Here is a 16,147-nt window from a genome sequence, read left to right as displayed (position 1 = left end):
CCACTACCGCAAGAAGAAAGCCGGTACCGGAGCAATCCTTCACTCGGTTACCGGCTTTATCTCATCCTGCTTCAGGTAAGTCCAGCTGCCTTCCTGATAAACTATGCCTTCTTTCATCAGCTTTCCAATGGCGCGCTTGAATGCGGACTTACTCATCCCAAATCGCTGGCTGATCAGATCGGCGGGTGTTTCGTCCGAATAAGGCATTGCCTGGTTTGGACGCTGCTGTAGGAATGCCAGAAGCTTCTCCGCATCCTCATCCCGTCCTACTTCCTTGCGTTCGCGCATTGAGCAGTTGACATTACCGTCTTCACGCACAAAGGTAATGCGAACCTTAACCTGCTCGCCGAGCCGCAGCAGACGGGTCCGCTCGGAGGAATGAATGAAGCCGATGACTCCGAAACCAACCACACCTCCGTCACAGACGATGAACGTACCCATCTGCAGGGGCTTGTACACCCTTGCTTCTACCGTAGTGCCGCGCCAAGCGGCCGGCGCATCGAAGCACAGCTTTTTGAGCTGCTCTTCTCCCGCTACCTTGGCGACAAGGCGGCCTTGACGGTCGTGGGCCAGCACGACAAACACCTTGTCCCCGACTTCAGGACGAAGCTCCTTGAGCTCAGGAAGCTCCTTGAACGGCAGCAGCAAATGCCGACCCAGACCCATCTCAAGGAAACATCCAAAACGCGGATGAAGATCCACGACCTCAAGCAGTGCCACCTCACCAAGCCGAATCAGCGGCTTTCGCATCGTTGCAGCCAGCCGGTCTTGAGTGTCATGAAACAAGAATACCTCTACGTTGTCCCCTAGTTTCACTTCCCCAACCGTTTCGCTGTAATGCAGAAGAACGTCCTGTGTCCCGTCGGTCAAAAAATAGCCGTTCGGCGACACTTCCCTTGCCACTTCCAAGCGCCTGATCGTACCGGCATCAAGTCTCATACCCGTTCGACCACTTTCGCGTCGGACCAAAGACGTTCGATGTTATAATACTCCCGATCGTCGCGATGGAATACATGGACGACCACATCGCCAAGATCGACAAGTACCCAGCGCGCCGTGTCCATCCCTTCCAAACCGCGAACCCGAACCCCTTTTTCCTCCGCATTCTTGCGGATTTCCGTAGCAATCGACTGCACCTGCGTCTCAGAATTACCGTGGCAAATCACAAAATAATCCGCGATCAGCGATATTCCGCGCAGATTCAAAGTGATGATGTTCATCGCTTTTTTGTCTTCGGCTGCTTCGGTCACTAGTGCCATAAGCTCTTCAGGTTGTACCGTCATCTGGTTTCCTCCCAATAGTATAAAAATGTGCTAGACGCTGGCACCGTCCTGCTGCCCCAGCTCTTCGATCAAAGCGTTGCGAGCGGCCAGCGTCATCGGATATATCCGTTTTCCCTTGTCCAGCAAGAATCGTATCGTTCCGTCAAAACCAGCAAGCAATGCCTTCTCTAAACTATATTCGGCGATTTCGCGAATATTATGCACGCCTGGAAAATCGCGTCCCGGCTCCATATAATCGGCAAGACAAACTACCTTGTCCAGCAGTGTCATCCGCGCGCGCCCCGAGGTATGATAACGAATCGCATCCAGCACCTCTTCGTCCTGCACACCGTAGCGTTCACCAGCCACCCACGCTCCGGCGTGAGCATGCCACAGCTCTTTGTCATACTCCAACAGATCAAGGGGCAACCCATTCTCTCGAATAATGCGCGCTTGCTCGTCAACCCGCCAATATTTGCACACATCGTGGAGCAAAGCCGCCAAATCGGCTTTAACCGGATCAGCTCCGAATCGTTCGGCCAGTTTCACCGCTGTCTCCATCACGCCAAGCGTATGGTTCCAGCGCTTCTCCGGCATTTGCGACCGGACTGATTCGATCATGTCTTCACGCTTCATAAAGCCGGTTCACCTCGATATAATCATTTACCCGGTCGGGCACCATATAACGCACGGATTGCCCTGCGGCCCGCCGCTGCCTGATCCAGGTCGAAGATAGTTCGATTTGAGGCATACGGACCGAGCGAACGGCCTGCCGAATAGGGGCAGGCAACCCTTCAATCTCGGTTTCATACCCCGGGCGATGAAGTCCTACGAAGGTCACAAGACGGATCAGCTCGTTGATCTTGTGCCATTTGGGCAAGTACTGCACCATGTCGGCACCGATGATGTAAAAAAATTCATAGTCAGGATACTGCGACCGGAGCATAGTCACCGTCTCAATGCTGTAGGATACGCCGCCTTTGCGCAGCTCGATATCCGACGGCTTAAAACTCGGATGGCCTTCCGCGGCGAGGCATACCATCTTCCAGCGCTGCTCCGGAGAAGCGCCGGGCGCCTGCTCCTTATGCGGCGGCACGGACGTTGGCATAAACCAAACCTCATTCAGCCCCAGCTCCTCACAAACACTCTGGGCTGCAATCAAATGGCCGATATGAACGGGATCGAAAGTTCCTCCCATCAAGCCGATTTTCATCCGGCTCCCCCTCTTTGCAACAAGAATCCCAGCTCCACTCGATAATTATACCGGAAGCTCGATCGTTTTATGTTCTTTGGACTCTTTATAAAGCACTATGGTTTTACCAATGACCTGCACAAGCTCTGCACCCGACCCGTCAGCGAGCTCCACAGCCACCTCTTTGGGATCCTCCAGACAGTTGTTGAGGACGGAAATCTTGATCAATTCCCGAACCTCCAATGCCTCACTAATGTGACGGACCAAATGATCGTTCACTCCGCCTTTGCCGACTTGAAAAATCGGATTCAAATGGTGCGCCATCGAACGCAAATGCCTCTTTTGTTTGCCTGTTAACATGCTCTATCTTCTACCTCTATTCTATTGATGAGATCTAATCTTAACTCTATTTCGCATGCTCTTCAAAAGATTGTTCAACCACTTTCCGCATGGCTGCAACCGGAGCTGGGAGGCCGGTCCAATATTCGAACGCATAGGCGCCTTGATATATAAACATGCCCAAGCCGCTGTGAACGGTTGCTTCCCGAAGATCCCGGGCTTCTCTCAAAAAACGGGTAAGGATCGGATTATACACCAAATCGCTGACCACCGTACCGGGCTTGATCAGCTCCACGTCCATGGGTACCTCGTCCACATTCGGGTGCATACCGAGCAGTGTATTGTTCACGACGAGAGCCGCCTCACCGGCTAGCTTACTTACTTCGTCCAAACCGTGACCGGATACGCTTCCGAATTCACTCATAGAACCGGCCAACTGGAGAGCTTTCTCTTTCGTCCGGTTTGCAATGTAGACATGCTCAGCGCCTTCCTTGACCAATGCATAGCCGACGCCGCGAGCGGCGCCGCCCGCACCGATCATCAGCACCTTGCGTCCTTTTAGATTGATGCCCGTCTCTTCTTTGAGCGAACGTATATAACCGATACCGTCGGTGTTGTAACCGACCAGCTTGCCGCCTTCGTTCACAATCGTGTTGACTGCGCCGATAACGTGCGCGGCTTCATCGATTTCGTCCAAATATGACATGACTTCCACTTTGTGCGGGATCGTCACGTTGACTCCGCGAAATTGCAGCGCCCGAATTCCGGCGATGGCATCCTTCAGCGTGCCCGGCAAGATATGGAACGCTCCGTAGGCGGCATTGATCCCCGTTTCTTCAAAAGCCTTATTCAACATGATCGGAGACTTCGAATGACGAATCGGATCTCCGAATACACCATACAGAATCGTATGACTGTCCAGCTTATGCTTCCCCATTGTTTCCCGTTCCTCCCATTGCTTGCCCATGCATCGCCTTTCCTTCGGCAAATGGTTAAATAAGTGACTCTCGTACGGCTACCTTCACGCCCTTAGGAACGTGAATGACAAGGTCCGCTCCTGTGGTTCCGTTCACTTTCACCCACCCGATTCCTGAGATGGACACGTCCAAATTCGAGCCCTTCGGAATTCTGACCGGATGCTTTGCCAGCTTCGGCAGCTTGTCCAGCTCCTCCCGCGTTGGTGGCGACAGCAGCTCTCCCTTGTGCTCCTCATACAGCTCGTCCGCCCGTTCCAGCTTAGTCCGGTGAGCCTGGAGCGCATTAGACATATAGAAAGTAAAGGACTGCCGTTCGCCCTGTACAAAATCAAACCGTGTAAACCCGCCGAAGAAGATCGTTTGCCGTTCGTTCAGTTGGAATACAAGCGGTTTGACCGGCTTGTCCGGCATCAGCTTCATCAAATCCTTCTTACTGACAAGCTCCGTCAGCCGGTGATGGTATACGATGCCTGGCGTATCGATAATAGATGCGCCGTCCTCTAGCGGAATGCGGACAAGATCAAGTGTCGTTCCGGGATACTGCGACGTAGTCAGCTCCGCGTCCAGATCACTGTAATCCCGGATCAGCCGGTTGATCAGCGTCGACTTGCCGACATTGGTTGCGCCAACGACATAAATATCACGGCCGCGGCGGTGTTCATCAAGCGCTTCGATCACCCGTTCGAAGCCCATGTTTTTCTTTGCGGAGCACAGCACGACCTCTGCTACCTTCAGACCTGCTTCCTTCGCTTGGCGCTGAACCCAGTTTAAGATCCGGTTATAGTTCGTCACCTTAGGCAAAAGGTCGATTTTGTTCACAACGAGCACAATCGGATTGTTTCCCACAAACCGTGGGAGCCCGGAAATCATGCTGCCCTCGAAATCAAACAGATCCACAATGTTGACCACAAGCGATTGGGTCGAGCCTACATGCGTAAGCAAACGCAGAAAATCATCCTGATTTAATGTAATGCTGGAAGCTTCATTGTAATTTTTAATGCGGAAGCACCGCTGGCAAATAACCGGCGTCTTCGTCAATGCCTGTTCCGGCACATAACCAAGCCTCTCGGCGTCTTCGGTTTGGAGCGCTACGCCGCAGCCTGCGCAGTGAGTAGCTTCCGTTGTCGTTTGTTTCTGATCCGTCATGGATTCCCTACCTTTTCATTATCGTTAAAGCCGCCTTCTCTATTCTGCGGTTTACTTTGGTAAAAAAACCTTCGTCCATCAATGATATGGGGCGAACCAAAATGGTAAACAAGCCCATCCGGTTACCTCCCAGCACGTCCGTCAGCATTTGATCGCCGATCACAACGGTCTCTTCCGCCCTTAGATTCATCATGTGCAGAGCTTTTCGAAACGATGCGCTTGTGGGCTTTTTGGCACGGTAAATAAAAGGCAGGGATAGCGGTTCCGCGAACTTGGTCACACGAGTCCTTTGGTTGTTAGAAACAACGACCACCTGAAAGCCGACCTGTCCTACCACCTTGAGCCAATCGATCAGCTCCGGCGTAGCCAGCGGCGCCTTGGCCCCTACCAACGTGTTGTCCAAATCCGTAATGATGCCCCGATACCCCTGCTCCCATAATTCATTGAGTGCTATTTCATAAATCGAATTCACTTGTTTACGCGGAATCAGCTTATTCAGCAAAGCGTTCACCTCGAAAGACATTAGGCTGTATACGTCAAACTATACCATAATACTCCTTTTTGTTGCAAAAAGGAAGAAATTAAAAGGCCGACGGCTCGAAGCCGTCAAGCCTTCAGGGGCAAGCTACATCTGAGAACGAAGCTTTTCTACGATTTGTGTTGTCTGACGCCAATCCTCTTCGGTAATCTCCGCATTCCCATATTTCGCTTTTTCAAACACATGAAGCACGGTATCGAGCTCCGATTTCATCCAACGGCTTTGCTTCGACCACCGGCGAGTCGCTTCACGCAGCGTTTCATGCTCCTCGCGCACATAGCCGTTGCGGCGGAATATACGCAGCAGCCGCTCGCACTCCACAATAACCTTCTGCTTCAGCAGTGAAGCTCTGCGCCGGCGCTCCCGCTCTCTCAGTAATTCAATGAGCTGCAGCTTCCAAACCAGGAAAGCCGCAAACAGAGCAACCGCTGCTATAATGCCCCCAGTTGCAACATGGTGTGGCTCCACGACAGACGCATTCTCTTCCGTTTCCGTTTCAATCGGAGCCGGAGCTTCTGAAGTATCGATTGCGGGATCAGCTTCGGCTGTCACCATTGGCAGAGCAAATCCCGAGGTCGGCTCGAACGGAATCCAACCATAGCCATTGAAGTAAACTTCTACCCAGGAATGCGCATCCGAGTTTCGCACCTTGTACACACCAGATGCGTCCGCATTCGTCATCGTATCCTCGGGGAACATCCCTAACAATTCGCCATTCCAATCCGTTGCGCCGGATGCATAACCCTTCACCCAACGGGTTGGTAAGCCCACCGAACGGGCCATAACCACCATGGCGGACGAATAATAGTCACAGTAGCCTTCCTGGATTTCGAATAGAAACCGGTCCACGAAATCACGACTGCGCCCCTTCGATAAGTCCGGTCGGTTCGTGTAGGGAAAATTCAGCTGCAGATACTGTTCTATCCGTTTGGCTTTGTCATACGGATTCGTCGCTTCTCTGGTAATATCGCTCGCCAGCGTCCGAACGCGCTCGGGCAAATTGTCCGGCAGCTGTAAATACTCATTCATACCTGGCCTTGCCGGCTCCATCGGAAGCGCACGTAAGGCTGCCTCATCGACAATCGGCATTTGGGAAACGACCGTGTACGTCTTCGGATAGGACTGACGTTCACTGAACCTAAGCTCTGACTGCTGGGAAGACCATTGGAGCGGATCGAATCCACTCTTGGCCCCGTTAATGCCGGTTACCTTCTGCACCGCATAGGCTCCGAACAGGACGGGATACCGCTGCTCCGTGAGCAGCGTCACGGTTTGCGTCACCTCAACCGTCTTCCGATTCCCTGCGGGATGCCTCGGATCGACTGGAACCGGATTGTCCGGGCGGACAGCGCTCCAAGCGGCCCGGCGTTCACTATCGCTTTCCTCCCAGCCTCTCCCGGTATAGAGCGAACGGGATTCCCCGCGCCAATAAGCCCTGTGCGTCGTTTCTACAGCCATCACCGGCGTATAGTCAAACTGAAACCCGCCGCCAAGGTTAGAGTCGTTGCGGCTGTAGCCAGAAGAAGAATCCGCTGCATCGACGGCAGTGGACACCTGAATGCCCTTGCCGGTGGTAAAATTCATCGGTTCTCCTTTGAAATTGCGCCATGCGGTATACGGATCCGTTAGCGTCGGACCTACCTCCGGCATCAGTGCCCCGATGAATATCGTAAGGGAGACGAGGGAAACAACCGGAATCGCAATGGAGGCTGGGTAATGGGCAAGATGCCGCCAAGCTGACGCATCTTTGCGCCGAAGCTGTGTAAAGTGGCACAATATCAGCAGCAGCAGCCCGCAGCCGACAATGATGGCCACCTGCGGCCATAAATAAACGGCTGAAAATGAATCTCGGATGCACATGGCCAGTACGGTCATAACGAGCAGAACATAAAGGCGCCACTTCGCTTCCACCCACCAGATCATCGTCAGATAGGCGACCCAAGCCCCGAGTCCAAACCACAAATAAGGAGTAAGCTCATACAAGTTCAAAAACAAGTGCGAAGAAAAGAAGCTTGAAAACTTCATAGGCTCGATTACTTCAAACTGTTGGAGCGCTTGGATATGGATAATAAGAATAGCCGCCAGCTCAATCGCGCCGCGAAGAAGCCAATGGATACGCGGCACATGCTCCATGATAAAGATCGTCAATAGCGTCAACTGCACGATGACAACGGTCTCTCGCAGCCACATGCCTTCTTCTTTGGAAAACCAAATGGTAAACTGAAGCAAAAACACGCCGCACAACAGCACCGTGAGCCGATGCGGCCAATTATGAAATAACAAGTGCTTCCACCAGGATAGCGGCTTCTCATTCATGTGATTCGACCTCCCAACAGGGAAGGCAGTTCAGACAAATGCTGCACCGCATAGCAGACGATCCCCCGGGACTGAAGCCGCTTTACCCATGCTTCTTTACGGGCTGCATCCGGGCAAACCCACAAATGGCAGGGCTTCATTTGCTGCTGCTTGAGCCATAGCAGCAAGTGCAGCATCATTTCATCGGAGACCGGACTAATCAGCGTAATGAAGCTGCCTGGTGCGAGCCTGCTGATTTTCTCCATCAATACCTGCCGTACGCTGTACGCCCCATCCGGCTCCACATCGATAAGATGCTGAATCATCGCTTGATACTGCGCTTGCCCCGATTTTGGTTCAAAATAGTTGTCTCCTGACCCGGTGGAGATAAGCCCAAGCGCCAAGCCTCGATGAGCGCCGTATTGGAACAGCGAGGCTGCAGCGGATACCGCCAGCTCGAACGGCTCCGGATCCGGGTAAGATTGCCGCCCTCGATCCAGAAACAAATATGTCTTTGGAAGCGATTCGCGCTCAAATTCTTTCGATTTCCAGGTTCCCGTTTTCGCGGTCGCATTCCAGTGAATCCGCGAGAGGCGGTCTCCGTAAATGTATTCACGTACACCGTTAATTTGTGTGGTTTCACGTGCGGCACGGGTCGTCGAGGAGTGGTGATTGGTACCTTTCATCATATGGTGGAACTGCTGCCACTCCCGGATCGGTACCGTTTGCGGCAGAACCGCGATGCTTTGCGAAAGCTCAAGCTCTCCCTTGTGCTCGAACAATCCGAACACATCCTCGGTTACACATTCCGTAGTCCCGAAGATGTAGTGTCCGCGGCGCATCACCGGTGTTCTGTATTCCCACTCCGCACGTCGTTTCCAGTCGGGCACGACCGTCGCCTCGAACATCAGCTCACGTCCGCTTTTGTGAACCAATCGATCCTTAACGAAAAGATAAGGCATCGGCCAAAATCCCGGAATTTGCAGCTGAATCGTTACCCCAAGGGTACTTCCGGCTTCCAATATCGACCCGAATTCGTTATGTTTGAGCGTCCTTACACCTTGGGCCCGCTTGATTCCGCTCCACTGGCCAAGCAACAAATAAACGCTGAGAATGAGCATGATGATAAACAACATAAGCGCCAGCTTTCCGCCCTGAAACAGCAGGAATGCGAGGCTGCCCAAGAAAACCGAAAGCACAGCCCAGAGCTTGCGGCTGGATCGCGGGCGTTCCGCCAGCTTATAAGCGAAAGAAGTTCTCAGCATGATCACTTCTCCCAACGTATCGGCACTTTCACCTGCTGGAACACCGAATGCAGCACCGAAGGTACAGTAGCACCTTCCATCCGCGCTTCCGGCTGCAGAATAATCCGATGTCCAAGCACATAAGGCGCCAAAAATTTGATATCATCCGGAATGACGTAATCTCTCCCCTGAAGCAAAGCGTAGGCTTTGACCGCCTGTACCAACGCCAGCGTTGCACGCGGGCTCGCGCCCAGGTAAATCGCAGGATGCTCTCGGGTCAACCGGATAATCGATACTAAATACCCCGCCACCGCCTCATCGAGATGGACCAGCTTAACCTGCTTTTGGATACCCAATATATGCTCCACTTCCATAACCGGCTCCAGGGAATCCAGCGGGTGAGCTATGCTTTGAGATATGATCATTTTCGTTTCGGTTTCCTCATCCGGATAGCCCAGGCTGAATTTCATCATAAAACGGTCCAGCTGCGCTTCCGGTAAGACATAGGTGCCCTCGAAATCGATCGGATTTTGGGTTGCCAACATCAAGAAAGGCTTTGGCAGCTCATGACCCTCTCCGTCCACCGTAACATGTCTCTCCTCCATTGCTTCCAGCAAGGCGGATTGCGTCTTTGTTGTAGCCCGGTTAATTTCGTCAGCAAGCAGAATATTTGTCATGATGGGACCCGGGCGGAACATGAACACTTCATCCTTAGGATGATATATGGAAACGCCGGTGATATCGGTGGGAAGGAGGTCGGGGTTGCATTGAATGCGGCGGTATTGTCCGTGGATCGATTTGGCTAGCGCTTTGATCAGAACCGTCTTTCCTGTACCCGGCACATCCTCAAGCAGCACGTGGCCTCCTGCCAGCATTGCAGTTAAAAGCAGCTGAATTTCTTCTGTTTTCCCCAGAATGCAGGATTCCAGGTTCGCCTGTACGCGCCTTATCGCTTGTACATCTTCTCTGATCATCGTCTCCATCGTCCGGCCTCCTTAAAATCGCATAAACTAACACGTTAATTCATTTTATTACGTAAAATAAGAGCCTATGGTTCTGAAAAATCGTGCCGATTTGACAAATGAAATCAAAATGTAATGTGATTGTAACCTTTGTAACATACACACTAAATACAAGAGACTTACTTCCTATTGTACAGGAATCAGGAAACGGAGTACACGTGTAAAAATGATGAAATTATTTGTATGATTGCAAAAAAGCCCCGAAATCCATGGGCGGTTTAGCGCTTGCGCCACCCTCCCATGTTCCGAAGCTTATATCATCTACATCAGCCCTTTAACAACCTTATCCTTGCGGCTTAAAAACGAGAGCGGCCAGAAACGAAAATATGATGGCCGCAGAAATCCCCGCACTGGTGACCTCGAAGATCCCTGTGATGATTCCGACCGGCCCCTGCGATTTTAATTCGCTCAGCGCCCCGTGCACCAATGAGTTACCGAAGCTCGTAATCGGTACGGTCGCCCCGGCACCGGCAAATTCGATGAACCTATCGTACAAGCTTTTGCCCCCGAATTGAATCCCATCCACAATGGCACCGGCCACCACAAGTGTACTCATCGTATGTGCCGGCGTCAACCGCATGACATCCATCATCAGCTGCCCCAGCACACAGATCGCACCACCAACGAGAAAAGCCCAAACAAATTGCATCCAATCCATGCTACACTACCTCGCTTTCAATGGCTACTGCGTGAGCAATACACGGAATACTTTCTCCCTGTTGAAACGAGAGCGGCGAAAGCAGCGCTCCCGTCGCAACGATCAGCACCCGCTTCAGCTCTCCCTTTTTGATTCGTTTCATGATGTGTCCGTACGTTACGGTGGCTGAGCAGCCGCAGCCGCTACCCCCTGCTTGTACATTCTGCTTCTCCAAATCGTACATCATTAGACCGCAATCATAATAATTGGTTTGTTTAATCGGCACCTGATGCTTTTCGAGCAATTCACATGCAATTTCATAGCCAACCTTCGCTAAATCGCCTGTTAAGATCAGATCATAATATCCCGGCTCCCGCTTAAAATCGCGAAAATGAGCTTGCAGCGTATCCACAGCCGCCGGAGCCATCGCCGCGCCCATGTTAAAAGGATCCTTAATCCCCATATCAATGACACGTCCAATCGTTGCTCCTGTTACGACTGGCCCCTTGCCTCGATTCCCCACAACCACACATCCCGCTCCCGTAACCGTATATTGTGCGGTTGGCGGCTTCTGCGAGCCGTATTCCGTCGGGTAGCGGAATTGTTTTTCCGCGGTGCAGTTATGGCTGCACGTCCCGGCCATCACCTGATGGCCATAGCCGGAATCAACGATCATGGAAGCTATGGCTAAGCCCTCCATCGAGGTCGAGCAAGCCCCGAAGATACCGATGTAAGGAATTTGCATCGTACGTACGGCAAAGCTGTTGCTAATGATTTGGTTCAACAAATCTCCGCCGATATAAAATTGAATATGTTCTTTCGTGAGACCCGCATTCTCTATCGCAAGCTTGGCGGCTTCTTCCAGCATTTTTTTCTCCGCTTTCTCCCAGCTGTCTTGACCGAGTATGTTATCTGCGTGAACAATGTCGAATTCGTTTCCAAGCGGACCGTTGCCTTCATCCGGTCCTACGATGGTCGCTGTTCCCATAATGACCGGACGCTTTTTGAATTCCCAACTCTGATATCCCTTCAGCATTTATCGACCCTCCAATCCGAGAAGCATATGAATGAGGCCTATTACAAAAGCCGCAACCGTTCCAAACACGATTACCGAACCGGCCAATTTGAACATGTTTCCCCCAACCCCAAGGACATAGCCTTCACTTTTATGTTCCAATGCAGCGGAGCAAACCGAATTGGCGAACCCCGTAACCGGAACAGCGGAACCGGCGCCGGCCCATTGAGCAATTTTATCGTACACCCCAAAGCCTGTGAGCAGGACCGCAACAAAGATCAGTACAGCGACCGTTGGATTCCCTGCCGTTTTCTGGGTAAACCCGAACCAACTGATAAACATTTCCATAAGGGCTTGACCGATCAGGCATATAAAACCCCCGACCAAAAAGGCCCGAAAGCAATTTTTTAGCACCGGACGGGCCGGCTCCCGCTTCTTGGCAAACTCTTGGTATTCCTGCTGCGTCCAAGTTAACTTCTTCATCTTCGATCTGGTGGACATCCTCTATACCCCTTTTCTGCTCATCTTTTCAAAAACGGTTCAACCTGCTCGATTATGCCTGACAATTGTTCCATGCATTGTTCGTACATTCGTTTGGCATCTTGGTTTGCCGTAGATAACCCGTACAGCGCCAAATCCGCTTCGCATTTTTTCAACGTCGCCAGCAGCAGAGGCTTCTGAATCATCGGCGGCACCTTCAGCATATCGTCATATAAATCAACATACAGCTGACCGTACGATTCCACTTGACCGACAAAAACATTCTCTAAGGTTACGCCTATTTTCTCCAACTCTGTCTGTAGCCATTCTCGGCTAAGCCCCGCTGTAGCCAATGGCTCGTCCATGATATTCCCGTCAATAATCACCGCTTGTGTTTCTTTCTGAGGAGCAACGCGTATCCCCAACTGTTTGGGTGTCAGCGGCTGATGCTCTTGCTTTAACAGAATACTGAGATCTCCGCTGGCCTCCAGCATGGCGAACTCCACATCAGCCACGTTAAAAACACTCTTGATTCGTAGCTGCTCCAAGAGCTCATCCGCGGTGTAGCGTTCTTTTTTTAGATTGTCTTCCATAATTTTGCCTTCTTTAATAAACACAGTTCCCGTTCCCTCAAACCATTTCCGAAGCCGATTGCTCTTTAAGGCAAAGATTTCGAGGATAAAAGGGAGCAAAAACCAGGTCAAAAGTCCGATCAGGCCATACATAAAAGGTGATTCTAAATCAATGGACATGAATCCAACCATTTCCCCAAGCGCAATACCGAGTATGTATTCAAAATAGGTTAATTGAGAAATTTGCTTTTTCCCAAGAATACGGGTGATTATAAACAGAATCGTTATGGCAGCTGCCGAGCGGACCGCAATTTGCGCCCATTCCTGCAAGAGACCCTCTCCTTTTCCAGTGGTTAAAGCATGACATTTCAATTGTTTACTAAAATCGCTATTGTTATTTACTGGGTTTTTTTTACATTCATTAGTTCAAAAAGATTGAGCATATTATCGTTTGTGGAGGTGATATCGATGACCGTGGCATCCCAAGTGAAAACGACGCTGGCATCGCTCAAAAGCGCGCAAGCAAGCCTTGAAACGTTTGCGTTAGGTACGCAAAATCAAGAAGCAAAATCGCTGTTTGAAAATTGTGCCAAACAAACACAAGGTATTGTAGATCAAGTCAGCTCACGCGTACAGCAGCTCGAGAACGAAGAGCCGCAATATAAAGGTTTCTAACATTACAGCCCGTTTCCGCGAAGCAGCGGATCGGGCTGTTTCTTCGTTAGAGCGTGCACTATCTTCATTTACAAAAACAGCAAGAGCACAATCAGCAACAGGAGAAAAAGCAAAAGAATCAACATTACGGATAGGTATTGTTCCATCGTTCACGTCCCCCATTCATATGATTTAGGAGGTTACTTCATCCTATGCCTGGCGAAAACAATTGCTACGGTACACTCATCTATTTGAACGGTAGGACAAGGGGCTAGTCCAACTGCTGAAGCATGTCCAAAAGGAAAAAGGACTCCTCTTGGAGTCCTTTTCAACGGTGAATGTTTTTTTGGTCATTGCCTTGAACCTGGCTTTAAAGCTCGGGTCTTACCTAACTACACGATCGAAAGTAACAAGTACTACTCTAACGTGTCTTTGGCACATCCCTGCGCTTCTATCTCGATCCAAAACCAATTTCCCCGGTATAACCCGCTACTTTGCTCAACGGAACCACACCTCGCTTTTCACCGTCGATAGTATGATGCTCAGAACCGGTAATGCTTATACACAAGCAAAAATCCATTTTGGGCTCCGTTAATCTCTGATAATAACCACGGTGCCGAGCGGAATATGCCTGAACAACCACTCGATATCTTTGTTATGCATCCGAATGCAGCCCGAAGATGCGCTGCTGCCAATCGAATACGGCCGGTTGGTCCCATGGATTCCATAAGTGTAGCCTCCGGTTCCGGGAACATTAATGCCCATCCATCGGGTACCGAGCGGATTCCGCCGGTCACCGCCCGGGATCTGCTTGCGCACGTACCAAGGCTTTACGATTTTAGTGACGATGTTAAATCGCCCTGTCGGGGTTAATTGTTTCGTCCGTCCGGTCGCGATTGGGAAATAATACATGGCTCGTCCGTTCAAAACCACGGTCAGCTGGTTTGAGGTTTTATTGATGATTAAATAGACGCCTTCTTCTGACAATCCGTCAAAATTCATTATTTTCAGCTTGCTTGAATCCGGCTCCGCGGCGAGCACTTGCGGGAATAAAGAAACGCAAATGGCCAGCAAGAACAATGATAAGCAGATCCTGGAGCACAACAATGTCTTCCTCAAGCTTCTCATCCTTACATATAGAATAAGTTTCGGTCGGTATTCGCCTTATTGTGCGCTTCCCTCCTCCATCTATTCGCAAATATAAAAACAGACCCACCGGAGGCAGGTCTGTTTACTTCAATATTTAATTATGAATATCATGCGGCACTTTACGCGCGACCCCTGTTTCTACTGCGGCTTGAATTACTTTTTTTCTAACGACTTCAACTACACGGTTATTGAAAACGCTAGGGATAATATACTGCTCATTGAGCTCAGCATCCTCTACGATGGACGCGATAGCATAAGCGGCCGCCAGCTTCATTTCCTCGTTAATGATCGTGGCATGGCAATCCATAGCGCCTCTGAAAATTCCCGGGAAGCATAACACGTTATTTAACTGATTCGGATAATCGGATCTTCCTGTAGCCATGACTCTAACATACGGCTCTGCAATTTCCGGTAAAATCTCCGGAGTCGGATTAGCCATAGCAAACACAATCGGATCCTTGGCCATTTTTTTCAAATCCTCGACTGTAATGACACCCGGACCGGACAAACCGATAAACACATCCGCATTCTCCATGGCGTCCTTTAACGTTCCCGTTACATTGTCGGGATTCGTATTCTCCGCGTACCATTGAAACATTGAATTTTCGTAGTTTGCATTGCGGTTGATAATACCAACGGATCTCGTGGCACCAACGATATGCTTAACTCCGGCAGCCATCAGCATTTTCGTGCAAGCCACGCCTGCAGCGCCGATACCGCTAAACACCACTCTAATGTCAGACATTTGCTTATTCACAATTTTTAATGCGTTAATCAATCCCGCCAGCATGACAACAGCGGTTCCGTGCTGGTCGTCATGAAAAACGGGAATGTCCAGTTCATTTTTTAATCTTTCTTCAATCTCAAAGCATCGCGGCGAGGAAATATCCTCCAAGTTGATACCGCCGAAAGCAGGAGCGATTGCTTTAACGATCCTGATAATTTCCTCCGTGTCTTTCGTATCTAAACAAATCGGGAATGAATCAATATCGGCCATTTCTTTAAACAGCATCGCTTTGCCTTCCATAACCGGCATCGCAGCAATCGGACCAATATCCCCCAAGCCAAGTACGGCAGTACCGTCGGACACGACGGCTACAGTATTTCTTTTAATGGTCAACGAATAAGCCTTGGAAGGATCCTCATGAAGCGCCATACATACACGTGCTACACCAGGGGTGTACACATGGGAAAGATCGTCCCTGTTTTTAATCGGAACTTTCGAACGAATCTCAATCTTTCCTCCCAAATGCATCAGGAAGGTACGGTCGGATATGTTAAGGATTTTAATTCCCGGTACATTGCGAACGTTTTCAATCAATTCAGCTTCGGTTTCTCTGTTTGAAACGGATACCGTGATATCCCTAATCGTTTTTTCCTTATTTCTGTTCACAATATCCACGGCAACGATTTCGCAGCCCTTTTCGTGGATTGCATTAGCGATTTGAATGAATGCTACGTTTGGTTCCAGCTCCATTCGCAAAATAATCGTATAACTTCCACTTGTCTGACCACTCATTCTTTATTGCTCCTTTCGATTATAGAAAATCCTAATGCAAAACTACGAAATTAATAGTTAAACTAATGCATTACTTTCACAGTCTAATTTTTTAATGAAAGCGTGT

At 50.3% G+C, this 16,147-nt stretch carries 18 protein-coding genes; 1 reads left to right on the top strand and 17 read right to left on the bottom strand.

Annotation, left to right across the window (positions count from 1 at the left end; translation table 11 throughout):
• Positions 1-39: 39 nt before the first annotated feature.
• The 15 genes from JOE45_RS00645 to JOE45_RS00575 form a co-directional block, all read right to left on the bottom strand.
• Positions 40-939: a CvfB family protein gene (locus JOE45_RS00645; RefSeq protein ID WP_210022024.1), complete on the bottom strand. Its 900-nt coding sequence runs from the start codon at positions 937-939 to the stop codon at positions 40-42.
• Positions 936-1,283: a ribosome silencing factor gene (gene rsfS / locus JOE45_RS00640; RefSeq protein WP_210022025.1), complete on the bottom strand. Its 348-nt coding sequence runs from the start codon at positions 1,281-1,283 to the stop codon at positions 936-938. The genes JOE45_RS00645 and rsfS overlap by 4 nt, the downstream gene beginning before the upstream one ends.
• Before the next feature lie 30 nt (positions 1,284-1,313).
• Positions 1,314-1,898 carry a bis(5'-nucleosyl)-tetraphosphatase (symmetrical) YqeK gene (yqeK, locus tag JOE45_RS00635; RefSeq protein WP_210022026.1) on the bottom strand — a complete coding sequence of 195 codons (585 nt, stop codon included), beginning with the start codon at positions 1,896-1,898 and terminating at the stop codon, positions 1,314-1,316.
• Complete coding sequence (locus JOE45_RS00630; protein ID WP_210022027.1) at positions 1,888-2,475, bottom strand: nicotinate-nucleotide adenylyltransferase; 588 nt, start codon at positions 2,473-2,475, stop codon at positions 1,888-1,890. The genes yqeK and JOE45_RS00630 overlap by 11 nt, the downstream gene beginning before the upstream one ends.
• 45 nt (positions 2,476-2,520) lie before the next feature.
• Positions 2,521-2,814, bottom strand: coding sequence for a ribosome assembly RNA-binding protein YhbY (yhbY, locus tag JOE45_RS00625; protein ID WP_210022028.1), 294 nt, complete (start codon positions 2,812-2,814; stop codon positions 2,521-2,523).
• Positions 2,815-2,860: 46 nt separating this feature from the next.
• Positions 2,861-3,730, bottom strand: a complete 870-nt coding sequence (gene aroE / locus JOE45_RS00620) for a shikimate dehydrogenase (protein WP_210023484.1) — start codon at positions 3,728-3,730, stop codon at positions 2,861-2,863.
• 55 nt (positions 3,731-3,785) lie between these two features.
• On the bottom strand, positions 3,786-4,916 hold the full coding sequence (gene yqeH, locus JOE45_RS00615) for a ribosome biogenesis GTPase YqeH (RefSeq protein ID WP_210022029.1): 1,131 nt from the start codon (positions 4,914-4,916) through the stop codon (positions 3,786-3,788).
• A 7-nt stretch (positions 4,917-4,923) separates the two neighbouring features.
• A complete protein-coding gene (locus JOE45_RS00610) occupies positions 4,924-5,418 on the bottom strand; it encodes a YqeG family HAD IIIA-type phosphatase (RefSeq protein ID WP_210022030.1) in 495 nt (164 codons plus the stop codon).
• A 123-nt stretch (positions 5,419-5,541) separates the two neighbouring features.
• Positions 5,542-7,770, bottom strand: coding sequence for a transglutaminase TgpA family protein (locus JOE45_RS00605; RefSeq protein ID WP_210022031.1), 2,229 nt, complete (start codon positions 7,768-7,770; stop codon positions 5,542-5,544).
• Complete coding sequence (locus tag JOE45_RS00600) at positions 7,767-9,014, bottom strand: DUF58 domain-containing protein (protein WP_210022032.1); 1,248 nt, start codon at positions 9,012-9,014, stop codon at positions 7,767-7,769. The genes JOE45_RS00605 and JOE45_RS00600 overlap by 4 nt, the downstream gene beginning before the upstream one ends.
• A 2-nt stretch (positions 9,015-9,016) precedes the next feature.
• Entirely contained in the window at positions 9,017-9,976 is a 960-nt protein-coding gene (locus JOE45_RS00595; protein ID WP_210022033.1) for an AAA family ATPase, read from the bottom strand.
• Between the two features lie 322 nt (positions 9,977-10,298).
• A complete protein-coding gene (gene spoVAE, locus JOE45_RS00590) occupies positions 10,299-10,664 on the bottom strand; it encodes a stage V sporulation protein AE (protein ID WP_210023485.1) in 366 nt (121 codons plus the stop codon).
• Between the two features lie 10 nt (positions 10,665-10,674).
• A complete protein-coding gene (gene spoVAD / locus JOE45_RS00585) occupies positions 10,675-11,688 on the bottom strand; it encodes a stage V sporulation protein AD (protein WP_210022034.1) in 1,014 nt (337 codons plus the stop codon).
• On the bottom strand, positions 11,689-12,168 hold the full coding sequence (gene spoVAC, locus JOE45_RS00580) for a stage V sporulation protein AC (RefSeq protein ID WP_210022035.1): 480 nt from the start codon (positions 12,166-12,168) through the stop codon (positions 11,689-11,691).
• A gap of 20 nt (positions 12,169-12,188) precedes the next feature.
• Positions 12,189-13,049 carry a DUF421 domain-containing protein gene (locus JOE45_RS00575; protein ID WP_210022036.1) on the bottom strand — a complete coding sequence of 287 codons (861 nt, stop codon included), beginning with the start codon at positions 13,047-13,049 and terminating at the stop codon, positions 12,189-12,191.
• 138 nt (positions 13,050-13,187) lie between these two features.
• Between JOE45_RS00575 and JOE45_RS00570 the strand changes: the two genes are divergently transcribed.
• Positions 13,188-13,394, top strand: a complete 207-nt coding sequence (locus JOE45_RS00570) for a DUF1657 domain-containing protein (protein WP_210022037.1) — start codon at positions 13,188-13,190, stop codon at positions 13,392-13,394.
• Positions 13,395-13,964: 570 nt separating this feature from the next.
• On the opposite strand, the gene JOE45_RS00565 is transcribed toward JOE45_RS00570, so the two are convergent.
• Both JOE45_RS00565 and JOE45_RS00560 read right to left on the bottom strand, forming a co-directional pair.
• Complete coding sequence (locus JOE45_RS00565; protein WP_245246533.1) at positions 13,965-14,492, bottom strand: L,D-transpeptidase; 528 nt, start codon at positions 14,490-14,492, stop codon at positions 13,965-13,967.
• Positions 14,493-14,616: 124 nt separating this feature from the next.
• Entirely contained in the window at positions 14,617-16,041 is a 1,425-nt protein-coding gene (locus JOE45_RS00560; protein WP_210022038.1) for an NAD-dependent malic enzyme, read from the bottom strand.
• Positions 16,042-16,147 lie beyond the last annotated feature (106 nt).

The sequence above is a fragment of the Paenibacillus sp. PvR098 genome (assembly GCF_017833255.1).
Classification (GTDB): domain Bacteria; phylum Bacillota; class Bacilli; order Paenibacillales; family NBRC-103111; genus Paenibacillus_G.
This window is presented reverse-complemented; position numbering and strand designations above follow the sequence as displayed.

Coding starts and splice junctions, on each gene's coding strand:
- JOE45_RS00645 (WP_210022024.1), bottom strand. CDS start 939: ATGAGACTTGATGCCGGTACGATCAGGCGCTTGGAAGTGGCAAGGGAA.
- rsfS (WP_210022025.1), bottom strand. CDS start 1,283: ATGACGGTACAACCTGAAGAGCTTATGGCACTAGTGACCGAAGCAGCC.
- yqeK (WP_210022026.1), bottom strand. CDS start 1,898: ATGAAGCGTGAAGACATGATCGAATCAGTCCGGTCGCAAATGCCGGAG.
- JOE45_RS00630 (WP_210022027.1), bottom strand. CDS start 2,475: ATGAAAATCGGCTTGATGGGAGGAACTTTCGATCCCGTTCATATCGGC.
- yhbY (WP_210022028.1), bottom strand. CDS start 2,814: ATGTTAACAGGCAAACAAAAGAGGCATTTGCGTTCGATGGCGCACCAT.
- aroE (WP_210023484.1), bottom strand. CDS start 3,730: ATGGGGAAGCATAAGCTGGACAGTCATACGATTCTGTATGGTGTATTC.
- yqeH (WP_210022029.1), bottom strand. CDS start 4,916: ATGACGGATCAGAAACAAACGACAACGGAAGCTACTCACTGCGCAGGC.
- JOE45_RS00605 (WP_210022031.1), bottom strand. CDS start 7,770: ATGAATGAGAAGCCGCTATCCTGGTGGAAGCACTTGTTATTTCATAAT.
- JOE45_RS00600 (WP_210022032.1), bottom strand. CDS start 9,014: ATGCTGAGAACTTCTTTCGCTTATAAGCTGGCGGAACGCCCGCGATCC.
- JOE45_RS00595 (WP_210022033.1), bottom strand. CDS start 9,976: ATGGAGACGATGATCAGAGAAGATGTACAAGCGATAAGGCGCGTACAG.
- spoVAE (WP_210023485.1), bottom strand. CDS start 10,664: ATGCAATTTGTTTGGGCTTTTCTCGTTGGTGGTGCGATCTGTGTGCTG.
- spoVAD (WP_210022034.1), bottom strand. CDS start 11,688: ATGCTGAAGGGATATCAGAGTTGGGAATTCAAAAAGCGTCCGGTCATT.
- spoVAC (WP_210022035.1), bottom strand. CDS start 12,168: ATGTCCACCAGATCGAAGATGAAGAAGTTAACTTGGACGCAGCAGGAA.
- JOE45_RS00570 (WP_210022037.1), top strand. CDS start 13,188: ATGACCGTGGCATCCCAAGTGAAAACGACGCTGGCATCGCTCAAAAGC.
- JOE45_RS00560 (WP_210022038.1), bottom strand. CDS start 16,041: ATGAGTGGTCAGACAAGTGGAAGTTATACGATTATTTTGCGAATGGAG.